Below are 21,114 nucleotides of genomic sequence, written 5' to 3'. Positions count from 1 at the left end.
CATGCTCGGAGCCATCGATCCGACCTGGTGGGTGCAACCGGTGACGTTGCAGAACGCGCATGTTTCGCTGGCGCCGTTGTTGCCGGAACACGCGCAGGCATTGGGCCGCGCCGCAACGGACGGCGAATTGTGGCGGCTGTTCTATACCTCGGTGCCCACGCCCGCTAGCGCCGAGCAGTATGTCGAACAGGCGCTGGATCAGCAGCGCACCGGTTGGGCGGTACCCTTCGTCGTAAGAGACCCGTCGGGCGAGGTCGTCGGTACCACGCGCTACTGCAACATCGACGCGGCCAACCAGCGCGTCGAGATCGGCTGGACCTGGTATGCGCAGCGGGTGCAGCGCAGCGCGTTGAATACCGCAGCCAAGCTGTTGCTGCTCACGCATGCGTTCGAGACGCTGGGCGCCGGCGTCGTCGAGTTGCGCACGAGTTTCATGAACCATCGGTCGCGGGCAGCGATCGCGCGACTGGGTGCGAAGCAGGACGGTATCCTGCGCAATCACATGAAGCTGCCGGGTGGTGGCTATCGCGATACGGTGGTGTTCTCGATCATCGAGTCGGAGTGGTTGGCGGTGAAGCGCAATCTGCAATTCTTGCTGGAGTCGGGTGGACAACGATGACGATGAAGCGGATCGGGGTAGTCGGCGCTCGCGGCCATGTCGGCCAGGAACTGCTCAGCCTTGTCGCGGCGCATGGCCAGCTCGAACTCGACTTCGTCGTGTCTCGGGAATGGGCGGGGCAGGAAGTCGTCGTTGGTGACGACAAGCCTTTCGGCCGACTACGCTACGAAAACTTGAATCCCGATGCGATTTGCCGGCGCGAGGTCGATGCCATCGTGCTGGCCTTGCCGAACGGTCGCGCCGACGATTATGTCGTGGCGCTGGACGCCGCGGGTCGCGATCCCGTCTTGGTCGATTTGAGTGCCGATTACCGCTTCGACGATGGCTGGTATTACGGGCTGCCCGAATTGACCCGGTTCAATGCGCAGGGCCAGCGCCGGATCAGCAATCCCGGTTGCTACGCGACGGCGATGCAATTGGCGCTGGCACCGATCACCGATCTGCTGTCGATGCCGGCGCAATGTTTTGGCGTCTCTGGCTACAGCGGCGCCGGCACCACGCCCAGCGACAAGAACGATCCGTTCAAGCTCAAGGACAATCTGATGCCCTACAGCCTGATCGGGCATCTGCACGAGCGCGAAGTTTCCCGGCATCTCGGGCATCCAGTCGAGTTCATGCCGCATGTGGCATCGCATTTTCGCGGCATCACGATGACGGTGAATGCGCATTTGTCGGATCGCTGCGATGTCGAGACCTTGTACGAGCGCTTCCGCGACCGATACGACGACGAGCCATTGATCTCGATCCGCGACGAGCCGCCATGGGTGTCCAGCATCGCGGGTCGCCACGGTGTTCTGATCGGCGGCATCACCGTCGCCGAGGATCAGCGTCGTGCCGTGATCGTGTGCGTGCTCGACAACTTGCTGAAGGGCGCCGCCACCCAGACCATGCAGAATCTCAATCTCGCGCTCGGTTTCGACGAGTTGAGGGGCATCGAACTGTGACCGCGCCGATCTGGAACAAGCGTGGCGTCGAGATCGATGCCGACCTGATGCGCTTCATGGCTGGCGAAGACGTACGTCTCGATCGCGAGCTGTTCGTGCACGACATCGCCGCCAGCGCGGCGCATGCGCGTGGCCTGGTCCGTGTCGGGATTCTGACCTCGGCCGAGTGCGCGCAACTTGAGGCCGAACTGGCGGCGTTGACTTCGGCATTTGCGGAGGAATCCTTCGTGCTCGATGCGCGCTTCGAAGACGGGCATAGCGCGATCGAGTCCTGGCTCACCGACAAGCTCGGTGACCTGGGGCGCAAGATCCACACCGGAAGAAGTCGCAACGATCAGGTGCTGGTGGCCTTGCGGCTGTGGTTGAAGGCGCAGTTGCGCGCGCTGCAGTCGCGCTGCGTCGCGATCGCGGGTCTTGCACTGGCGCGCGTACAGCGCGAGGGCGATCTGCCGATGCCGGGCTATACCCACCTGCAACGCGCGATGGTGTCGTCGACCGGACTGTGGTGGGCGGCCATGGCCGAGTCCTTCATCGACAACGCCGAACTCGCGGCACGCACGCTGGCGTGGGTCGACGCCAACCCGCTCGGTACGGCCTCCGGTTATGGCGTCAATCTGGCGCTCGATCGCGAGGGCGTGACGGCCGATCTCGGCTTCGCACGCACCTTGGTGAATCCGATTGCGGCGCAGCTGTCGCGCGGCAAGTACGAATGGCAGGCGCTGGCCGCACTGGCGCAGGCGCTGAATGATGTTCGTCGTTTCGCCTGGGACCTGAGCCTGTTCACCAGTGCCGAGTTCGATTTCGTCGCGCTGCCCAATGCCTTCACCACGGGTTCGTCGCTGATGCCGAACAAGCGCAATCCGGATGTCGTCGAGTTGTTGCGCGCCAGTCCGTCGGTCGTGCAGGGCGCGATGCTGGAGCTGCAATCCTTGTCCGCGCTCCCGCTGGGCTATCACCGTGACATGCAGGCCGGAAAAGGCCCGGTATTGCGTGCTTTTGCGCATGGCCTCGATGCGCTCGCCATTGCCGCGCGAGTGTTCGAGGCCGTCGCGTGGAAGCCGGAACGGATGCGCGCGGCGATCGATGCCGGAATGTACGCGACCGATCGGGCGATCGAACTGGCTGCAGCCGGCGTGCCGTTCCGCGAGGCCTATCGTCAGGCGGCGGATGTCGGGAGTGATCGAGTGGCGCGCACGCCGGAAGGCAGCCTTGCCGCACGGACATCGCCGGGCGCGGCTGGCGACCTGGGGATGACGCAGTTGCAGGTCCGCCTCACGGCCTTGCAGGTGTCGATTTGAGCACTGCTCGTGGGTTGTTGTCGTTTTGCATTCGGTAACATGGCGGTTTGGCGAGCGAACAAGTCATGCCCCGAATTTCAGTTGTCATTCCATCCAGACTGCAGGGCCCGCAACGGGATGACCCCGCCGGGCCGTGGTTCGTGCAACGTTCGATCGCCTGTGTCCGCGGCCAGTCGATCTTCCGCAAGCCGGGTTTCGTGCCCGAAATCATCATTGGCGTCGATCCCGGCATGGCCTTGCTCGCGCAACAGCGCCTCGACCCAGCGATCCTGGTCGCCGAAGGGGCGGAGCGATTGCAGTCTTCGGCGCTGAACGCGGCCTTGGCCAGGGTATCGGGCGACTTTGTCGCCTTCATCGAAGACGACGACCTGTGGGAGCCGACCTATCTGGAGCGGGCCATCGCACAGTTCGGGAAATTCCAGTTCGCCTCGTCGACGCATCTGGAACGAACGGTCGACGGTACCGTCGTCCGGATTCTCGACTACCCGACACCTTCGTCGTGGGTGATGCCGCGAGCGACGCTGGACCGCGTCGGCGGCTTCGACGAGTCGTATCGCTGGCATCTGGACAGCGAATGGATCGGACGCCTGAACGAACAGCGTATCCCGCGCGTGCATTTCGTCGAGGCGACTGCGCCGATCGAGCTCGACGCGATCAGCAGCACTCGCCCCAATCTCTGGAACATCCTGCTGTGCGCGGCCGAGTTCTGCTCGTTCATGCGGCACGAGTCGCCGTGGCCACTGGTCATGCGCACCGTTCACCCGGGTTCGGGCATGGCCCAGATCGCCGCCAGCGAAGCCAAGACCGAGCAGAGCAAGGCCGAATACGGCCGCATGATCCAGCGCTTCAACAACATTCCCTGGTAACGCCGGCTCCGAAAACGACAACGCCACCCGAAGGTGGCGTTGTCGTCTGGATTGGTCGGGGTGACAGGATTCGAACTTGCGACTTCTACCTCCCGAAGGTAGCGCTCTACCAGGCTGAGCTACACCCCGAAGGGCGCGAATCTTAGCGAGGCATGACGGAACTGGCAACACCTGATCGGTGCCATTGTGCATTCTGCTAGCCTTCGCGGTCTTCCGGACTGCCTCGCGCCGCACCCATGAGCCTGACCAAACCCCGCACCATGCCCGGTGTGCTCGAGCTGTTGCCGCTCGAGCAGATCGCGTTCCAGAGCACGCTCGATCTCATCCGTCGGAACTTCGAGCGCTTCGGCTTTCTGCCGGTTGAAACTCCCGCGATCGAATTGACCGACGTGCTGCTGACCAAAACCGGCGGCGAAACCGAGAGACAAGTCTATTTCGTCCAGTCGACCGGCAGTCTGAAGCAGGGCGACGAGCCCGAACTTGCACTGCGCTTCGATTTGACGGTGCCGCTTGCGCGTTACGTGGCCGAGCACGAACACCAATTGCAGTTTCCGTTCCGGCGCTACCAGATGCAGCGCGTGTATCGCGGCGAGTCGGCGCAGCGCGGTCGTTTTCGCGAGTTCTACCAATGTGACATCGACGTGATCGGCAAGGACGCGCTGTCGGTTCGTTTCGATGCCGAGTTGCCCGCGGTGATCCATGGCATCTTCTCGGAGCTCGCGATCGGGCCGTTCACCATCCAGATGAACAATCGCAGGCTGATGCGTGGCTTCTTCGAGCGCGCCGGCATCGTCGATCCGGAACAGCAAGGTCTGGTGCTGCGCGAGGTCGACAAGATCGACAAGCGCGGCGAACAGTATGTCCGAGACACCCTGACCGGCGAACACTTCAAGTTGTCGGCCGAGGCAGTCGCCCGGATCCTGGCCTTCATCTCGCTGCGATCGAGCGGACACGATGATGCGATCGCCAAGCTAGACGCACTCGGCGGCGGCAATGCGATGCTGGAATCCGGCGTCGCCGAACTCAAGGAAGTGCTCGCCTTCGTGCGTGCGCTTGGCGTGCCGGAATCGAACTACGCGATCAATTTCTCGATCGCACGCGGCCTCGATTACTACACCGGCACCGTCTACGAGACCACCTTGAACGATCATCCGCAGATCGGCTCGATCTGTTCGGGCGGTCGCTACGACAACCTGGCGTCGCACTACACGAAGTCGAAGCTGCCGGGTGTCGGCATCTCGATCGGACTGACGCGACTGTTCTGGCAATTGCGCGAGGCCGGGTTGATCGGCATGGCGCGCAGCAGCGTGCAGGCCATGGTCGCCTTGATGAACGAGGCCGACTTGCCGAAATACATCGAACTCGCGAACCAGTTGCGTGCCGCCGGCATCAATACCGAAGTGCAGCTCGAACCGAAGAAACTCGGCAAACAGTTCCAGTATGCCTCCAAGGCGGGGATTCGCTTCGTGCTGGTGCTGGGCGAGGACGAGTTGGCCAGGAACACGGTGTCGGTCAAGGACATGCCGCGCGAATTGCAGTACGAGGTGCCGCGCGCCGAACTCGCGAAAACCCTGCGCGTCGAGATCGAACAGCTGGCGGCGATGCCGAAAGGACTGACCCCGTGAGCGCGTCGATGATCCGGCTCGATGGACGATCGCTGACACGCGCCGATGTCGCGGCGATGTCCGAGGGCGCAGCGGTCTCGCTGGCGCCGGAAGCGCTCAAGCGCGTCGCCCACGCCGCCGATTTTCTGGCGCGAAAAGTCACGGCCGAAGAGCCGATCTATGGCGTGAACACCGGCTTCGGCAGCAATGCCGACAAGCTGCTCGGTGCACGTCGCGCCCGCGATGACCTGCCCGGTGGCAATCCGGAGCCGAGCGAGCGCAGCTTGATGGAAGAGCTGCAGCACAACCTGGTGATCACGCACGCGGTCTGTGTCGGCGAGCCGTTTCCGGAGCCGGTGGTGCGGGCAATGCTGGGCATTCGCATCAACACCTTGCTGCGCGGTCATTCCGGCATTCGCGTATCGACGCTGGAATCGCTCGCGGCGATGCTGAATCGGGGCGTGATCCCGGTCATACCAGCCAAGGGTTCGGTCGGGGCTTCAGGCGACCTCGCGCCGCTGTCGCATCTCGCGATCGTGCTGCTCGGTGGTGGCGAAGCTTTCTACCGAGGCGAACGCATGGCCGGCGCCGAGGCGATGCATCGTGCCGGCATCGAACCGGTGCGCTTGTCGTTCAAGGAGGGGCTGGCACTGAACAACGGCACCACGCAAATGCTGGCGCTCGGGGCATTGGCCTTGCAGCGGATCGAGCGATTGATCCGGACCGCCGATCTGGCAGCGGCAATGACACTTGAGGCCTTCGCAGGCCGCTCCGGTGCGTTCCGTGCGGAAGTTCATGCATTGCGCCCGCATCCGGGACAAGTCGAGGCGGCAGCGTCGATGCGCGCGCTGATCGAGGGTTCGACCCTGGTCGATATTCCCTACCATCTGGTGCCGCGATTCAGGACCTGGCTGGCCGATGCCTGGCAGGCACCGGAAGATCAGGCCCAGCGTTTCGACATCAGCTGGGACTGGGTGCCCTCCAGTCAGCGTCATGGACGCGAGAAGTTCTACACCCGCTTCCTGCCGTTCAAGGGCGGCAAGAAGCATCAGCCGCAGGACGCCTATTGCCTGCGCTGCATCCCGCAAGTGCATGGTGCGGTACGCGACGCCTGGGCGCAGGCGGCGCGCGTGATCGACATCGAGTTGAATGCAGTTACCGACAATCCCCTGGTGTTCCCGGATCAGCCGGACGCGCGCGAAATCGAGGACCAGGTGATTTCCGCCGGCCACTTCCATGGCATGCCGCTCGCGCTCGCGATGAGTTACCTCAAGGTGGCGATCCCGGTGCTCGCCAGCATTTCCGAACGACGCACCAACAAGCTCGTCGACCCGGCCAACAACGACGGCTTGCCGGCCTTCCTGATCGGCAACGAGGACGCGACCGACTCCGGGTTCATGATCGTGCAGTACACCGCGGCGGCACTGGTCAATGATCTCGCGACACGTGCGCATCCGGCCTCGGTCTATTCGATTCCGACCAGTGCCAATGCCGAGGACCACGTCTCGATGGGCGCCAACGAAGCACGCCACGTGCTCGACATGTGCGACGACCTCGAACGCGTGATCGCGCTGGAGCTCTACACCGCCGCACAGGCACTCGAATATCGTCAGGACATGCTCAATGCCGCGCGGCGCCTCGCCGCACGTGGCGATCTGGATGTGCTGCGCAGCAAGATCAGTAACGCACCGCGCGGTGATACGCCCGAAACCGAAGCGTTCGCGGCCGAAAGCGGAGAGTTGCTGAAGGCATTGGCGACGGCGGATTCGTTCCATCCGTCGCCGCGCGTTGCTGCGGCCTTGGCGCTGATCCGCACACGCATTCCGTTCATGTCCCGCGATCGGGCAATGGACGGCGACATTCGTGACATCTGCCTCCTGGTCCATCGCGGCGGCTTCGACGCGATCTGAGTCGGCACGAACTTCAGTCCGCGATCACCAGTCGATTGCGCCCGTCGCGTTTGGCCCGGTAAAGCGCCGCGTCGGCGGCGCGGATCAGCTTGTCCGGACCGGAGTGGAGATCGCCGCCGTCCAGTGCGGCGAGGCCCAGGCTGATCGTCAGCGTGATGGTCTCGCCGTGGCCATCGACCCGGAGTGCCGCGACTTCGCTGCGCAGAATCTCGGCGCGGCGCGCGGCGTCGTCACGAGTGGCGCCCGGCATCAGCACCACGAACTCCTCGCCACCATAGCGGGCGACGAAGTCGTCGCCTTCGCGCACGTGATTGCGCAGCACGTCGGCGACCGCACGCAGGCAGTCGTCGCCGGCGAGATGGCCGTAGCTGTCGTTGATGCGCTTGAAGTGGTCGATGTCGAGCATCAGCAGGGCGATCGGCGCCTTGCGCTCGCGCGCCTGACTGACCGCGTGCGCCAGCGATTCGTCGAGGTACCGGCGGTTGTGCACGCCAGTCAGGCCGTCGCGCAGGCTGAATTCGTGCAGGCGCCGGTTCGCGGTGCGCAACTCGCCCATTGCGCGATTCAGTTCGGTCGTCCGTTCCGCCACTCGGACTTCCAGCCGTTCGGTGGCCTCCAGCTGCAACTGCAGGTTTTGCTCGCGCAGCAGCTTGAAGCGATAGGCCAGTCCGAGCGACAGCAAGATCATCTCGATGCTCGACCCGAACTGGATGCCGTATTCGGTGACGAAATTCTTGGGCAGCAATCCGAACGACACGCAGGCATAGACGACGATGCCGGCGACCATGAAGCTCCAAGCCAGCAGGAAATAGTAGGCCGGCCGATAACCGTGGCGCCAGGCGCTGAGGCCGGCGCCGATCATCATGAATGCAAGCAGGAAGACCGATGCGGTCTCCAGCAGGATCGCGTGGCGATAGGTGATGAACGGCGAGGCGAGGGTGATGGCCGCCAGCAACCAGGCGGCCATGCGGAAGGTCTTCGCAAGCTTCGGCTGTCGGGTCGGCAGTTCCAGGAAGCTGTTCGTGAACAGGATCATGCAGGTCAGGGAACCGCCGATCGCAAGCAAGAGCATCGCGTCGTCCCACACCGGCCATGTGGGCCAAAGGATCTGGTAACTGATGCCGTTCAGGCAGGCGAGTGCGAGTCCGAACAGTGCGACATAGCCGATGTAGTACGGATAGCTGCGATCGCGTACCGACAGGAAGATCAGCAGGTTGTAAAGCAGCAGGCCGATCAGCACGCCGTAGTAGACGCCCAGGCCGAGTTGCGATCGTTGATGGGTTTCGAGGAAGGCGTGGTCGGAATAGATGGCGATCGGTACCTGCACGGAACTTTCGGTCTGCACGCGCAGAAGGCTGTGCACGCTTTGCCCCGGCGGCAGTTTCAGCGCGAAATTGAAATGACGGTGATCGACGCTGCGCGCGGCATAGGGTTCGCGGTCGCCGGAGACGAAGCGTTGCTCGCGACCGTTGCTGTAGCGCAAATGCAGGTCGAGATGGTCGAGCAGGGCGTATTCGACGACGTACAGCCAGCTTTCGTCGGGATGGTCGACATTGTGCAAGTCGAGGGCGAACCAGTGCACCCCCTCGGCAAAACCGAAGGTCGGCGGCCAGCGCACGACCGGTTGGAAGCGGCCGGCTTGCAGGGCGGTCTCGGCATCCTGCTCGGTTGATGCGGGATCGGGGTCGACCCAGTAGCGCAGATTGCTCGTCGGCGTGAACGTCGACTGGCCGGCGTGAAGCTTGAGCGGATCGTTGCCGGCGTGCCCCGGCTGGACCCAGAGCAGTGCGATGCAGAGCAAGATCAGGGCGAGAATTCGCGGCATGCGGGGCTCCCGGATGCCGGCAGCATAGCGGTGCCGGAGCGCCGGAAGTGGCAGGAAACAATCCTTGGCTTGCGTGTGTATCGCTATGCATGTAACAATGCGCTATCACATTAACGCATAGCCAATCTCGTCGACCATGAAGCGCAAATCGATCCAGCCCGATGCACCAGCCGAGGTCGCCGAGGCGTCGCTGTATGCGGCGCTGCTGACGCTGCGCAGCGAATCGGAACTGCATGCGTTCTTCCATGATCTGTGCACGCCGGCCGAGCTCGAGGCCCTGCGCGATCGCTGGCGCGTGGTGCCGCTGCTCGCTGGCGACGTGCCCTATCGCGAAATCCACGACCGCACCGCGGTGAGCGTGACCACGATCGGTCGCGTCGCGCGCTGCCTGCAGATGGGCGAGGGCGGCTATCGCACCGCTGCGGAGCGATTGGGCTGGATCGCGCCCGTCGCCAAGACTTCAATGAAACGGAAACTCCGATGAAAACCCGCGATCGATTGCGCATCGCCGTGCAGAAATCCGGACGGCTCTCCGAGCCGTCGCAGAATTTGCTGGCGCAATGCGGCCTAAGCTTCCGACAGAGCCGCGACAAGTTGTTCTGCTTCGGCGAGAACCAGCCGATCGACCTGCTGCTGGTGCGTGACGACGACATCCCCGGCCTGATCGATGACGGCGTCTGCGACCTCGGCTTTCTCGGTCGCAACGTGCTGGAAGAGGCGCGTCTCGACCAGCTCGCCTCCAAGGGCACGAGCGTGCTGCGCGAAGTCCGCGCACTCGGATTCGGCGGTTGTCGCCTGTCGATCGCGGTGCCGCAGGAAGAAGACTTCGTCGATGCGCAACAGTTGGCGGGTCGCCGCATCGCCACCAGTTACCCGCGACTGCTGACGAAATTCCTGTCGGAACGCGGTGTCGCCGCGGGCGTCGTGACCTTGTCGGGTTCGGTCGAGATCGCGCCGCGACTCGGGACCGCCGACCTGATCTGCGACCTGGTGTCGTCTGGCGCGACCCTGGTCGCCAACCAGTTGAAGGAAGCCGAGATCATCCTGAAGAGCGAAGCGATCCTGGCCGGCTCGACGACGGCTTTCGGCGATGAGCGCGATGACATCCTGACGATGCTGATGCGCCGCCTCGATGGCGTGCTGGCGGTGCGCGAGACGCGCATGCTGATGCTGCGCACGCGCCGTGAAGACTGGCCGGCAGTGCGCGATACCCTGCCGCTGGGTTCGTTGCCGACCTTGACCCTCATTGATGGCGAGGGCATCGATGTCGCGGTGCAGGCGATCGTGCCGCGACCGGTCGGCTGGCCGGAACTGGAGGCGATGAGTCGCGCCGGCGCGCGCCAGATGCTGGTCCTGCCGGTCGAGAGGATGCTGGCATGAAGCGAGTCGAGTGGAATGCGTTGGACCCGGTGGCACGTGAATCCGTGTTGCGTCGCCCGGAAAGCCAGCGCAATGCGGAGATGCGCAAGTCGGTCACGCGCATCATCGAACAAGTGCGCGCCGATGGCGATTCGACCCTGCGGGCATTGACGCGCAAGTTCGACAGCGTGGAGCTCGGGGACCTGCGCGTTCCGGCATCCGAATTCGTCGAGGCAGCGAACTCGATCAGTGAAGCGGCGCGGGCGGCGATCGATGAAGCCCGCGATCGCATCCGCCTCTTTCATGCCGCCCAGCAGCCGCAACCACTGCGGGTCGAGACCGCGCCGGGTGTCGTCTGCGAACGCATCGCGAGACCGATCTGCAGTGTCGGTCTATATGTGCCTGCGGGATCGGCGCCGCTGCCGTCGTCGGCGCTGATGTTGGGTGTCCCGGCACAGTTGGCCGGTTGCGAGCGTGTGGTGTTGTGCTCGCCGCCCGCCAAGGACGGCCGGGTCGAACCGCATGTACTGTATGCCGCGCAGCGTTGCGGCATCACCGACGTGTTCAAGCTTGGCGGTGCGCAGGCGATCGCGGCGATGGCCTTCGGGACGGACTCGGTACCGCGCTGCGACAAGTTGTTTGGTCCCGGCAATGCCTATGTCACCGAAGCCAAGTTGCAGGTGGCAGCCGAGGGCGTGGCCATCGACATGCCTGCCGGGCCGTCGGAGGTCATGGTGATCGCGGATGCCGGGGCGGATGCTGCGTTCGTCGCCTCGGACTTGTTGTCGCAGGCCGAGCATGGTCCCGACTCCCAGGTCGTGCTGGTCGCGACCGATGCCGGACTGATCGACGCGGTCGAGCGCGAGGTCGCGGCGCAGCTGGCGCGCCTGTCTCGTGCCGACACGGCGCGGGTCGCTCTGGCGAACAGCCTGCTGATCCGCGTCGACACGCTCGACGATGCGCTGGCGATCGCCAATGCCTACGCGCCAGAGCATCTGATCGTGCAGACACATGCGCCGCGCGAGCTGCTGCCGAAGATTCGTGCGGCCGGCTCGGTCTTCCTCGGCGCTTACGCCGCAGAGTCGCTGGGCGATTATTGCTCGGGTACCAATCACGTATTGCCGACAAATGGCGCTGCACGTGGCTGGAGCGGGGTGTCGCTGGCGAGCTTCCTGAACTTCATCAGCGTGCAGGAAGTCAGTGCCGCCGGCTTGCGCGCGATCGGTCCATGCGCCGTGACCCTGGCCGGCATCGAAGGACTGGACGCCCATGCCAATGCGGTGCGCTTGCGCCTGGAGCGATCGGCATGAGCGTACTTGGCCTGGCCCGACCCGAGTTGTTGACGATGGCCCCGTATTCCTCGGCGCGGATGGAGGCTGCCGGCGGCGACATCTGGTTGAACGCGAACGAATCGCCGTGGAATCCGATCGAGCTCGGACGGATCAACCGCTATCCCGAGCCGCAGCCACCACAGTTGCTCGCGGCACTGGCGAGTCTCTACGGTGTCGAGATCTCGCACCTCTTCGTCGGTCGCGGTTCGGACGAACCGATCGACTTGCTGACGCGTGCGTTCTGCCGCGCCGGCATCGACTCGGTCCTGATCGCCCCGCCCACGTTCGGCATGTACGCGGTCGCCGCCCAGGTTCAAGGCGCGAAACAGCGCACGGTCCTGCTGCGACCCGAAGCCGGATTCGCGCTGGATCCGGACGCCATCCTTGCGGCAGTCGATGCCAGCACCCGGATTGTCTATGCCTGCACCCCGAACAATCCGACCGGCAACAGCACGGATCCTGCATTGCTGCTGGCGTTGGCCGAACGTCTGCATGACCGGGCACTGCTCGTCGTCGACGAGGCTTACATCGAATTTTCGTCGCGAGACTCGCTTGTCACCCGCGCGGGCAGTCCCGACAACCTGGTCGTGCTGCGCACCTTGTCGAAGGCGCATGGACTGGCCGGCGTGCGCATCGGTACGGCGATCGCCGCGCCAGAGGTGATCGGACTGCTGCGCCGGATCATGGCGCCGTATCCGCTGCCGGAACCGAGCACCGCCGCAGCGATGCTGGCGCTGTCCCCGGACCATCAGAGGCTCACGCAAGAACGCATCGCCCAGGTATGCAGCGAACGCGAGCGCATGCGTCTTGCGCTTCCGGACTATGCCGGCGTGCGCGAGATCCTGCCTTCGGAGGCCAATTTCCTTGCGGTCCGTTTCGATGATCCGGAACGCCGCTATCGACAACTCGCGCAGGCCGGCGTGATTGTGCGCAAGCTGATGAAGTATCCGGGGCTCGACGATGCCTTGCGCATCTCGATCGGGACGCCCGACGAGAACAATGCCGTACTGGCAGCATTCGCCGCAGATCGGGAGGTCGCATGAGCCTGCGCAAGATTCTCTTCCTCGACCGCGACGGCACCCTGATCGAGGAACCCGCCGACTTCCAGATCGATGCGCTGGCGAAGTTCAGGCTGGTGCCCGGCGTCATCCCGGCCTTGCTGAAGCTGAAAGCGGCCGGCTACGAGTTCGTGATGGTCAGCAACCAGGACGGACTCGGCACCGACAGTTTTCCCGTCGCCGATTTCGAACCGCCGCAGCGGCTGCTGCTGGAGATTCTCGAATCGCAGGGCATTCGGTTCAGCGCGATCCACATCGATCCGCACTTCGAGCATCAAGGCGCGCCCACTCGCAAACCCGGCATCGGCATGCTGCTCGACTACTTGCGCTCGGGCACCCTCGACTTCGCTCAGAGTGCAGTGATCGGTGATCGCGAGACCGATCTGCAACTGGCTCGGAATCTCGGCGTGCGCGGTTTTCGTCTCGGTCCGGATCATGATGACTGGGCGACGATCGCGCACCGCATCGCCGAGGCGCCGCGCATCGCCTCGGTCGAACGGGTGACCAGCGAAACGCGGATCCGCGTGCAGGTGGATCTGGATCGCGAGGCCAGGGCCGAAGTGGCCACCGGGATCGGATTCTTCGATCACATGCTCGAACAGATCGGGCGCCATGGTGGCTTCGCGCTGACCCTGACCTGCGCCGGCGACACCCACATCGACGAGCACCACAGCATCGAGGACTCGGCGCTGGCGCTGGGCGAAGCGCTGCGCAAGGCGCTCGGCGACAAGCGCGGCATCGGTCGCTACGGCTTCACGCTGCCGATGGACGAGACGCTGGCGAGCGCCGCGCTCGATTTGTCGGGACGCGCCTGCCTGGTGTTCGATGGCGCGTTCCCGCGCAGCGAAGTCGGCGGCATGGCGACCGAATTGGTCTCGCATTTCTTCCGTTCCTTGTGCGACGCACTCGGAGCCAACCTGCACCTGAGCGTGCGCGGCGAGAACACGCATCACATGGTCGAAGCCTGCTTCAAGGTGTTCGCGCGCGCGCTGCGCCAGGCGATTCGTCGCGACGGCGATGCGATTCCGAGCACCAAGGGGACGTTGTGAGTCGCGATGTCGTCATGCTCGATTCCGGCGGCACCAACCTCGGTTCGGTGCAGTACGCATTCGAACGGCTGGGCGTGCGTGCCGAGTTGTCGCGTGATGTCGACCGCATCCGTCGCGCCAGCCATGTCGTGCTCCCCGGGGTCGGTGCAGCGGCACCCGGCATGCAGCGACTGCGCGAGGCCGGGCTGGATCGATTGATCCCGACGCTGACCCAACCGGTGCTCGGTGTCTGCCTCGGCATGCAACTGTTGTTCGATGCCAGTGCGGAAGGCGACACGACCTGCCTCGGCATCCTGCGCGGCAAGCTGTCGCGATTCGACGGAGCGCGCTGCGGGCGTGTGCCGCACATGGGCTGGAATCGCGTCGACACGATCAAGCCGTCGCCGTTGTTGGCCGGACTGGAGCGCGATGCATTTGCCTACTTCGTGCACAGTTACGCCGCACCGGTGACCGCGGCGACGGTGGCCAGCTGTGACTACGGGGGCGCGTTTGCCGCGGTCGTGTCCGAACGCAACTTTCATGGCGCGCAATTTCATCCGGAGCGATCTGCGGCGGTGGGTGCGCGCCTGCTGGCCAATTTTCTGGAGCTGCAATGATTCCGATTCCTGCCATCGATCTGCGCGAGGGTCGCGTCGTGCGCCTGACCCAGGGTGACTACAACCAGCAGCGCAGTTACGACGTCGATGCCGTTGCGCTGGCCGAACGTTACGTCGCCGACGGGGCGCAGCGACTGCATGTCGTCGACCTCGATGCCGCCCGTGATGGCGGAAGCCGCAACCGGCTCGCGATCTGCGACATCGCGTCGCGCCTCGGCGTACCAGTGCAGGCGGGCGGCGGCGTACGCGACGAAGCGGACCTCTATGCCTTGTTCCGCGGACACGTCGCATCTGCCGTGGTGGGCAGCGTGGCCGTGCGAGATCCCGAGCGTGTGATCGAATGGGCGCGCGTGTTCGGGCGCGACCGCATCGTCGTCGCGCTCGATACTCGCGAGATCGACGGCCGCTGGACCTTGCCCCTGCATGGCTGGACCGAAGCCAGCGGTGTCGACCTGCACGACCGCATCGCGCTGTATCTCGACGCCGGACTGGACCAGTTCCTGATCACCGATATCGCCCGCGATGGCATGATGAACGGGCCCAGCCTCGATCTCTATCAAGCCTTGCGGAACACGTATCCGCGGGCGCGCATCCAGGCCTCGGGCGGGGTCGATTCGGTCATGGCATTGACCGCGCTGCGCGCGATCGGCGTCGACGGCGCGATCATCGGTCGCGCCTTGCTCGAAGGCCGGTTCGGTGTCGCCGAGGCGAATGCATGCTGACCCGTCGCATCATTCCCTGCCTCGATGTGCGCGACGGCCAGGTTGTGAAGGGCGTGCGTTTTCGGGATCACGTCGTGATGGGCGGGATCGAGGAGCTCGCGCTGCGTTATCGCGACGAGGGCGCGGACGAACTGGTGTTTTACGACATCACCGCAAGCCCGGAGGGACGTGCGGCCGATCCGGATTGGGTACGCCGGGTGGCACGGCATCTCGATATTCCATTCTGCGTGGCCGGCGGCATCCGTTCGGTGGCGGATGCCGAACGCATCCTGCACGCGGGTGCCGACAAGATTTCGGTGAACTCGCCGGCCCTGGAACGTCCCGAACTGATCAGCGAACTGGCGCAAGCCTTCGGTGTGCAATGCGTGGTCGTCGGCATCGATTCACAGCTCGTCGAGGGCGAGCTGCGCGTCCATCAATACACGGGCGACCCGACGCGTACGCGTGTCGCGCCGGTCGAAACCACGGCGTGGGTGCGTGAAGTCGTCGCGCGAGGTGCCGGCGAGATCGTGCTGAATTGCATGAGCGTGGATGGTGCCCGCAATGGCTACGACATCGCGCAGTTGCGCGCGGTCCGCGCCGTCTGTCCGGTGCCCTTGATCGCCTCCGGCGGCGCCGGAATGGCGCAGCACTTCGCCGACGTGTTCCGCGATGCCGATGCCGACGGCGCGCTGGCCGCCAGCGTCTTCCATTCGGGTACGCTGCCGATCCCCGAACTCAAGTCGTTCCTGCGCGCGCAGGGCATCGCGATCCGACCATGACCCCGACTTCATTTGATCCTTCACGCATCGATTTCGCCAAGGGCGGCGGAATGGTGCCTGCGATCGTGCAGGACGCGAGCAGCGCCAGCGTGCTGATGCTCGGCTACATGGACCGTGCCGCGGTTGACGCGACCCTGGCCAGCGGCAAGGTCACGTTCTGGTCGCGATCGAAGCAACGATTGTGGACCAAGGGCGAATCCTCGGGGCATACGCTCGACCTGGTGTCGATCGCACTTGATTGTGATGCCGACACCTTGCTGATCTTGGCTCGTCCGAATGGTCCGACCTGTCATCGGGGCTGTGAATCGTGCTTCGATCCCGGTGATCGGCCGCTGATGTCGGAACTTGCGAGGCTTGATGCGGTGATCGCCCAGCGATTGCGTGATCGCCCCGAAGGCAGTTACACCACGCGACTCGCCGAGGCCGGTATCCGGCGGGTTGCGCAAAAGGTCGGCGAAGAAGGTGTGGAAACAGCGTTGGCTGCCGTCGTGCAGGATGAAGATGCATTGGTTGGCGAGGCGGCCGATCTGATCTATCACCTCGGCGTTGCACTGCGCATGCGCGGGCGCGGTTTCGACGACGTTCTGCGCGTGCTGCGCGAGCGGCATCGCTGAGATGGACTGGCGCACGCTCGATGGCCGCCCGACGCGGATCATCGCGCATCGCGGCGCGTCCGGGCTGCGTCCGGAGCACACGCGCGCCGGTTATGAATTGGCGATCGCACAGGGCGCCGACCTGATTGAGCCCGATCTGGTGCCGAGTCGCGATGGCGTGCTGTACGCGCGTCATGATGCCGGCCTGGCGCGCAGTACCGACATCGCCCGCCGCGCCCGCTTTGCGGCACGCAGTACGCGGGATCGCAACGGTCGCCGCGATTGGCCGGTACATCGATTTGATCGCGACGACATTGCTGCACTGTGTGCGGTGCAACCGTTCGGTCGGCGCAGTCGCGCCTTCGATTCGCGATTCCCGCTATCAACGTTCGCCGAGGTGCTCGACATCGCTGCAGCGGGTTCGGCACCGGCACGCCGGATCGGTGTCTATCCCGAGCTGAAACATCCTGCGTTCTTCGCCGCGCAGGGGATCGACGTGACCGCGATCTGTATCGACCTGTTGTGCGGTCGTGGTCATGGCGGGAAACACGACGCCGTCTGGCTGCAATGCTTCGAGATCGAACCGCTGCGCCGCGTTCACCAGGCGCTGGCATTGCCGGTATTTTTTCTGGTCGAACCGGGCGATATCGGTGCTGTCGACTGGCTACGCGCGTTGCGTGCACGCCATTCCTGGCTCGATGGCATTGCTTTGCCGAAATCGGCGCTGATCGGCGCGAATGGCGATCCGGACCTGCTGATTGCAGCGCATGATCTCGGCTGGCAAGTGCATGTGTGGACCCTGCGCGACGATCAGGTGATGCCGGGTTTCGCCGATGTGCAGGCCGAACTGGGTGCGCTGTTCGAGCTCGGTGTCGATGCCCTGTTCGCGGACTTTCCCGGCACCGCGGTGCTCGCGCGTGACGCTATCGGTCGCGCAGCGTCGTGAGCGTGCCGCGCCAGAGGGCGAGCTGTCGTTCGATCGGCTCGGCGCTGCGGAGCTGTGGTTCCGATGCCTCGAAGCCGTCTTGCTGCTCGCGCTTGCGGATGCGCGCCGCGGCAATGCCGAAGGCTGCGACGAAATCCGGCGTCTGTGCCAGCGCCTCGGCGAAGTAGGCGCGTCCGAAATAGGTGAGGTCGGCGTCGCTGCCGCAGCCGAACGAGGTTCGATCTGCGCGCGCCGCGGAGATGACCAGGCTCGTCGGTGCTGCGAGCACGTCGGCATAACCACCGGAGTAGCAGGCCGAAACGACGGAGACCCGCCAGCGGATGCCGGCATTGTCGTAGGCCTCGATCAGGTCGTCCGGCGTGATCTGGGTGAGCGAGAGATCGCCGAGTTGCACGATCCAGTCGTGTTGTTCGCTGCCGTGGGACGTCATGAACACGAACACGATGTCCTCGGCCGGTTCGATGATGCGACCGACGCCTTCCAGCGTACGCATCAGGTTCCGCCGTGTCGCCATCGGTACCTGGGGCAGGGTGTCGACGTGATTGATCAGACTGAGGCTGCGCCCTGCAGTCCGGAAGCGTTCGTCGAACTCGGTCGTTGCCAGCACGACTTCATTGCGGAACACATCTTCGGCGCCATCGCCCGCCATCGCGACCAGATAAAGATCGACCTGACCGGGGCGTTGCGGCAACAGTGCGGCGATCTGCGCGTCGACCAGCCCATCCTGCAGCGCCAGCAGGTCCTCGGGATCGTAGTCGAGCGCGGCGTCGGCGCGTTCCGCGACAGCGGATTCCGCATCCTCTTCGATGTCCGAGTAGTAGAACGACGACCAGGCATCCGCCTGGAACGACAGCCACAAGGCCAGCACCGGCGTCGCGATGGCGGCGATCAGGCGTCGCCACCACGAGGCCTGCGGGGTCCAGCGACGCAGCATGAGCGCCAGCACGAAGGCGCTGATCGGTGTGGCATAGAGCCACAGCGGCCCAAAACCGTAGTCAGGGTCGATATCGCCGCCGATCGCCGTGCCGCGAGCGTCGATCAGTGGCAGTGCGAAGGCGCAGGCCAACAGCATCGCTGACCAGACCGAGCCGGCAACGGCACGCCATTGCAACAGGATCGCGGCGATCCACCCGGTCGTTCCCGCAGCGAGAAACAGCAGAGCGTATGCAGCAAGCGCCGACGGCGTAAACACGTCGGCGTCGCCGCGGTGAAGGTAGTCGCTGGCAAGACCGGCGAACACGCAACACAGGCCCGCCTGGATCACCTCGCGTCGCCCCGCAAGCGGCGCCGGCATCGTCGGCTGCACGAATGCGAGCCAGAAACCGCGACGCATCAGGGCCGGATATCGCGGAAGTTCGCGACGCAGTCGTGGCGGCCGTGCGATTCCGGATGCGTGTCCGGTCGGCACAGTTGGACCGTGCCCATGCCAGCTTCCCTTGCCGCATCGAGTTCGGCTTCGACGTCGGACAGGAACAACATCTCCGAGGCCGCGACGCCAATCGCCGCGGCAATACGCCGATACGAATCCGCTTCGCGCTTGCCGCCACTGGTCGTGTCGAAATGGCCACGGAACCAGGGCAACAGGTCGCCGAATACCGAGTAGCCGAAGAACAGTTTCTGCGCCGCGATCGAGCCCGACGAATACACGTACAGCGGTACGCCGGCTGCATGCCAGGCACGCAACTGGTCGTAGGCATCGACATAGACATGCGCCGTGAAGTGGCGCTCGGCGTAGCCTGTTTCCCAGATCAGGCCTTGCAGCGTCTTCAGCGGCGTGGCCTTGCGGTCGATGTCGATCCAGTGCAGCAAGGTCGCGATCGCCGCCTCGTCATCCGCATCACCGGTCTCGGCGCGCACCGCGTCGAGCGCGGCGCGCACGTCCGGATCGGATGCATGAGTACGCACGTAGGCCGGCAGGCGCTCGCACGCATACGGAAACAGCACGCGGTGAACGAAGTCGATGGCGCTGGTGGTGCCTTCGATGTCGGTGAGGACGATGCGTGCCATCAGTTCTCGTACCGCGGGAAGCGTTGCGCGATGTCGTCGCCGGTGAAGTTCGCGACCCAGCCTTCGACATTGCTGAAGATGCGGATCGCGATGAAGTGCGGATGCGGACCCATGTCGAACCAGTGCCGGGTGTTGTCGGGCACGCTGATCAGATCACCCTGCTCGCACAGCACTTCGAACACGCGCGTGTCGAGGTGCAGGGTGAACAGGCCCGAACCGGCGACGAAGAAACGCACCTCGTCCTCGCTGTGGCGATGTTCGTTCAGGAATTTCTGCCGCAACGCATCCTTCTGCGGGTGATCGTGGCTCAGGCTGATCACGTCCACGGCCTTGTAGTCTTTCTCGGCCATGATGCGGTCGATATCCGGACGATACGCGGTGATCACTTCGTCCGGCGTCGCACCCGGCTGCACCGGCGCGTGCGCGGCCCAGCGTTCGAAGCGCACGGCTTCGCGGGCCAGCAGTTCGGCGATCAGGGCGTGATCCCGGGTTTCGGTGATGACGGTCGTGGCGTCGGACTCGTTGAAGATGCGAAGTCGGCTCATCGGCGCAGGTTCCACAGATCAAGCTCGCAGGCGAGCAGGAATTCGAAGGCATCGAGATGGCGGCGGGCTTCCTTGAGGTCGCGACCCCAGGCGTAAATGCCGTGGCCGTCGATCAGGTAGCCATGCAGCGGCAGCTCGCGTTTCAGGCAGGGTTCGATCAGCGCTGCCAGCGCCGGCATGTCCTGCGAATTCGGCAGCACCGGCAGCCGCATGGTCGCTTCGTGGGTGTCATAGCCTCGGAACGCCTTCAGCAATTCGTAGCCGGCAAGCACGATCTCGCCCCGGTCGGCGAACAGGCGCGACGACACGGTCTGTACCCGAGAATGGGTGTGCAAGACGCAACCGATGTTCGCGTCGTGCACGTACAGCTGGGTATGCAGGAGGGTTTCGGCGGATGGTCGATGTTCGGAACCGACCGCGCGGCCGTCAAAATCGACGACCATGAAGTCGTCGACGCCGAGCCGGCCCTTGTCGCGACCCGAAATGGTGATGACCGCCGAAACGTCGTCGAGGCGCGAGGAGAAGTTGCTGCTCGTCGCCGGTGTCCAGCCCAGTTGCGCGAGTTCGCGGGCGGCGTCGGCCAGTGCTTGCGCTGCGTATTGAAAACCATTCGCATCAAGGGTTTGCATAGGCTGAAGCATTCTTGACCGGGATCAAACGAGGGCGCGCGACTATACCCGAAGATGGTGCATCATCCGTCCCGGACAAGTCCCCAGAAGGAGTCGCTACATGAACGAGATCAAGACCAGCCGCCGCCAGTTCCTGGCCATCGGCGTGACCGCCGTTGCCGCTGCCGCCATCGCCCCGCGCGTCGCCCGCGCCCAGGGCGCATTGCCGCAGATCGACGAGGCTGATCCGACCGCTGCTGCACTCGGTTACAAGCACGACAGCAGCAAGGTCGATGCCGCGAAATATCCGAATCACAAGCCGACGCAGGCCTGCGCGAATTGCAAGCTGGTGCAGGGGGCTGATGCCGATGCATGGCGTCCGTGCAGCATCTTCCCGGGCAAGACCGTCAATGCGAAGGGTTGGTGCGCGGCCTACGCCGCCAAGGCATGATCGACGTCGAACGAGGCGACGC

The 21,114-nt window shown here is 64.5% G+C and carries 22 protein-coding genes and 1 tRNA gene; 17 read left to right on the top strand and 6 right to left on the bottom strand.

The window, feature by feature from the left end; genetic code table 11:
* The first annotated feature begins 1 nt into the window (after position 1).
* The 4 genes from IPP28_12360 (at position 2) to IPP28_12345 (ending at position 3,727) form a co-directional block, all read left to right on the top strand.
* The gene (locus IPP28_12360; GenBank protein ID MBL0041806.1) at positions 2 to 619 is read left to right on the top strand and encodes a GNAT family N-acetyltransferase; all 618 of its coding nucleotides are present in this window, start codon (positions 2 to 4) and stop codon (positions 617 to 619) included.
* A 2-nt stretch (positions 620 to 621) separates the two neighbouring features.
* Positions 622 to 1,563 carry an N-acetyl-gamma-glutamyl-phosphate reductase gene (locus IPP28_12355; protein ID MBL0041805.1) on the top strand — a complete coding sequence of 314 codons (942 nt, stop codon included), beginning with the start codon at positions 622 to 624 and terminating at the stop codon, positions 1,561 to 1,563.
* The gene (argH, locus tag IPP28_12350) at positions 1,560 to 2,861 is read left to right on the top strand and encodes an argininosuccinate lyase (protein MBL0041804.1); all 1,302 of its coding nucleotides are present in this window, start codon (positions 1,560 to 1,562) and stop codon (positions 2,859 to 2,861) included. Before IPP28_12355 ends, argH begins: the two co-directional genes overlap by 4 nt.
* 140 nt (positions 2,862 to 3,001) lie before the next feature.
* The gene (locus IPP28_12345; GenBank protein MBL0041803.1) at positions 3,002 to 3,727 is read left to right on the top strand and encodes a glycosyltransferase family 2 protein; all 726 of its coding nucleotides are present in this window, start codon (positions 3,002 to 3,004) and stop codon (positions 3,725 to 3,727) included.
* 52 nt (positions 3,728 to 3,779) lie between these two features.
* Here IPP28_12345 and IPP28_12340 read toward each other — a convergent pair.
* Positions 3,780 to 3,856: transfer RNA gene (locus IPP28_12340), tRNA-Pro, on the bottom strand.
* A 113-nt stretch (positions 3,857 to 3,969) separates the two neighbouring features.
* Between IPP28_12340 and IPP28_12335 the strand changes: the two genes are divergently transcribed.
* Positions 3,970 to 5,352 carry a histidine--tRNA ligase gene (locus IPP28_12335; GenBank protein MBL0041802.1) on the top strand — a complete coding sequence of 461 codons (1,383 nt, stop codon included), beginning with the start codon at positions 3,970 to 3,972 and terminating at the stop codon, positions 5,350 to 5,352.
* 8 nt (positions 5,353 to 5,360) lie between these two features.
* Positions 5,361 to 7,241, top strand: a complete 1,881-nt coding sequence (locus IPP28_12330) for an aromatic amino acid lyase (GenBank protein ID MBL0041801.1) — start codon at positions 5,361 to 5,363, stop codon at positions 7,239 to 7,241.
* A gap of 13 nt (positions 7,242 to 7,254) precedes the next feature.
* Here IPP28_12330 and IPP28_12325 read toward each other — a convergent pair whose 3' ends face one another.
* A complete protein-coding gene (locus IPP28_12325; protein MBL0041800.1) occupies positions 7,255 to 9,066 on the bottom strand; it encodes a GGDEF domain-containing protein in 1,812 nt (603 codons plus the stop codon).
* Positions 9,067 to 9,202: 136 nt separating this feature from the next.
* On the opposite strand from IPP28_12325, the gene IPP28_12320 reads away from it, so the two are divergent.
* From IPP28_12320 to IPP28_12275, 10 genes are read left to right on the top strand one after another with little or no spacing between them, the layout of a single operon-like run.
* Positions 9,203 to 9,550, top strand: coding sequence for a hypothetical protein (locus IPP28_12320; GenBank protein MBL0041799.1), 348 nt, complete (start codon positions 9,203 to 9,205; stop codon positions 9,548 to 9,550).
* Positions 9,547 to 10,446 (top strand): ATP phosphoribosyltransferase, encoded by a 900-nt coding sequence (locus IPP28_12315; GenBank protein ID MBL0041798.1) that lies wholly within the window; start codon positions 9,547 to 9,549, stop codon positions 10,444 to 10,446. Before IPP28_12320 ends, IPP28_12315 begins: the two co-directional genes overlap by 4 nt.
* A complete protein-coding gene (gene hisD, locus IPP28_12310; protein MBL0041797.1) occupies positions 10,443 to 11,735 on the top strand; it encodes a histidinol dehydrogenase in 1,293 nt (430 codons plus the stop codon). Before IPP28_12315 ends, hisD begins: the two co-directional genes overlap by 4 nt.
* A complete protein-coding gene (gene hisC / locus IPP28_12305) occupies positions 11,732 to 12,799 on the top strand; it encodes a histidinol-phosphate transaminase (protein ID MBL0041796.1) in 1,068 nt (355 codons plus the stop codon). Before hisD ends, hisC begins: the two co-directional genes overlap by 4 nt.
* A gap of 2 nt (positions 12,800 to 12,801) precedes the next feature.
* Positions 12,802 to 13,863 (top strand): bifunctional histidinol-phosphatase/imidazoleglycerol-phosphate dehydratase HisB, encoded by a 1,062-nt coding sequence (hisB, locus tag IPP28_12300; protein MBL0041795.1) that lies wholly within the window; start codon positions 12,802 to 12,804, stop codon positions 13,861 to 13,863.
* A gap of 14 nt (positions 13,864 to 13,877) precedes the next feature.
* On the top strand, positions 13,878 to 14,459 hold the full coding sequence (gene hisH / locus IPP28_12295) for an imidazole glycerol phosphate synthase subunit HisH (GenBank protein ID MBL0041794.1): 582 nt from the start codon (positions 13,878 to 13,880) through the stop codon (positions 14,457 to 14,459).
* Positions 14,456 to 15,181, top strand: a complete 726-nt coding sequence (locus IPP28_12290; GenBank protein ID MBL0041793.1) for a 1-(5-phosphoribosyl)-5-((5-phosphoribosylamino)methylideneamino)imidazole-4-carboxamide isomerase — start codon at positions 14,456 to 14,458, stop codon at positions 15,179 to 15,181. Before hisH ends, IPP28_12290 begins: the two co-directional genes overlap by 4 nt.
* A complete protein-coding gene (gene hisF / locus IPP28_12285; GenBank protein ID MBL0041792.1) occupies positions 15,175 to 15,942 on the top strand; it encodes an imidazole glycerol phosphate synthase subunit HisF in 768 nt (255 codons plus the stop codon). The genes IPP28_12290 and hisF overlap by 7 nt, the downstream gene beginning before the upstream one ends.
* Entirely contained in the window at positions 15,939 to 16,556 is a 618-nt protein-coding gene (locus IPP28_12280) for a bifunctional phosphoribosyl-AMP cyclohydrolase/phosphoribosyl-ATP diphosphatase HisIE (GenBank protein MBL0041791.1), read from the top strand. Before hisF ends, IPP28_12280 begins: the two co-directional genes overlap by 4 nt.
* 1 nt (position 16,557) lies before the next feature.
* Positions 16,558 to 17,481 carry a glycerophosphodiester phosphodiesterase gene (locus IPP28_12275; GenBank protein MBL0041790.1) on the top strand — a complete coding sequence of 308 codons (924 nt, stop codon included), beginning with the start codon at positions 16,558 to 16,560 and terminating at the stop codon, positions 17,479 to 17,481.
* On the opposite strand, the gene IPP28_12270 is transcribed toward IPP28_12275, so the two are convergent.
* The 4 genes from IPP28_12270 to IPP28_12255 are packed head-to-tail and all read right to left on the bottom strand — an operon-like array spanning position 17,459 to position 20,662.
* Positions 17,459 to 18,814, bottom strand: a complete 1,356-nt coding sequence (locus IPP28_12270; GenBank protein MBL0041789.1) for a hypothetical protein — start codon at positions 18,812 to 18,814, stop codon at positions 17,459 to 17,461. The genes IPP28_12275 and IPP28_12270 overlap by 23 nt on opposite strands.
* The gene (gene mtnC, locus IPP28_12265; GenBank protein MBL0041788.1) at positions 18,814 to 19,491 is read right to left on the bottom strand and encodes an acireductone synthase; all 678 of its coding nucleotides are present in this window, start codon (positions 19,489 to 19,491) and stop codon (positions 18,814 to 18,816) included. The genes IPP28_12270 and mtnC overlap by 1 nt, the downstream gene beginning before the upstream one ends.
* Positions 19,488 to 20,033 carry a cupin gene (locus IPP28_12260; GenBank protein ID MBL0041787.1) on the bottom strand — a complete coding sequence of 182 codons (546 nt, stop codon included), beginning with the start codon at positions 20,031 to 20,033 and terminating at the stop codon, positions 19,488 to 19,490. The genes mtnC and IPP28_12260 overlap by 4 nt, the downstream gene beginning before the upstream one ends.
* A complete protein-coding gene (locus tag IPP28_12255) occupies positions 20,030 to 20,662 on the bottom strand; it encodes a methylthioribulose 1-phosphate dehydratase (protein MBL0041786.1) in 633 nt (210 codons plus the stop codon). Before IPP28_12255 ends, IPP28_12260 begins: the two co-directional genes overlap by 4 nt.
* A 109-nt stretch (positions 20,663 to 20,771) precedes the next feature.
* Between IPP28_12255 and IPP28_12250 the strand changes: the two genes are divergently transcribed.
* Positions 20,772 to 21,092 carry a high-potential iron-sulfur protein gene (locus IPP28_12250; GenBank protein ID MBL0041785.1) on the top strand — a complete coding sequence of 107 codons (321 nt, stop codon included), beginning with the start codon at positions 20,772 to 20,774 and terminating at the stop codon, positions 21,090 to 21,092.
* Positions 21,093 to 21,114: the final 22 nt, after the last annotated feature.

This window comes from Lysobacterales bacterium, assembly GCA_016721845.1.
GTDB lineage: Bacteria > Pseudomonadota > Gammaproteobacteria > Xanthomonadales > Ahniellaceae > JADKHK01.
This window is presented reverse-complemented; position numbering and strand designations above follow the sequence as displayed.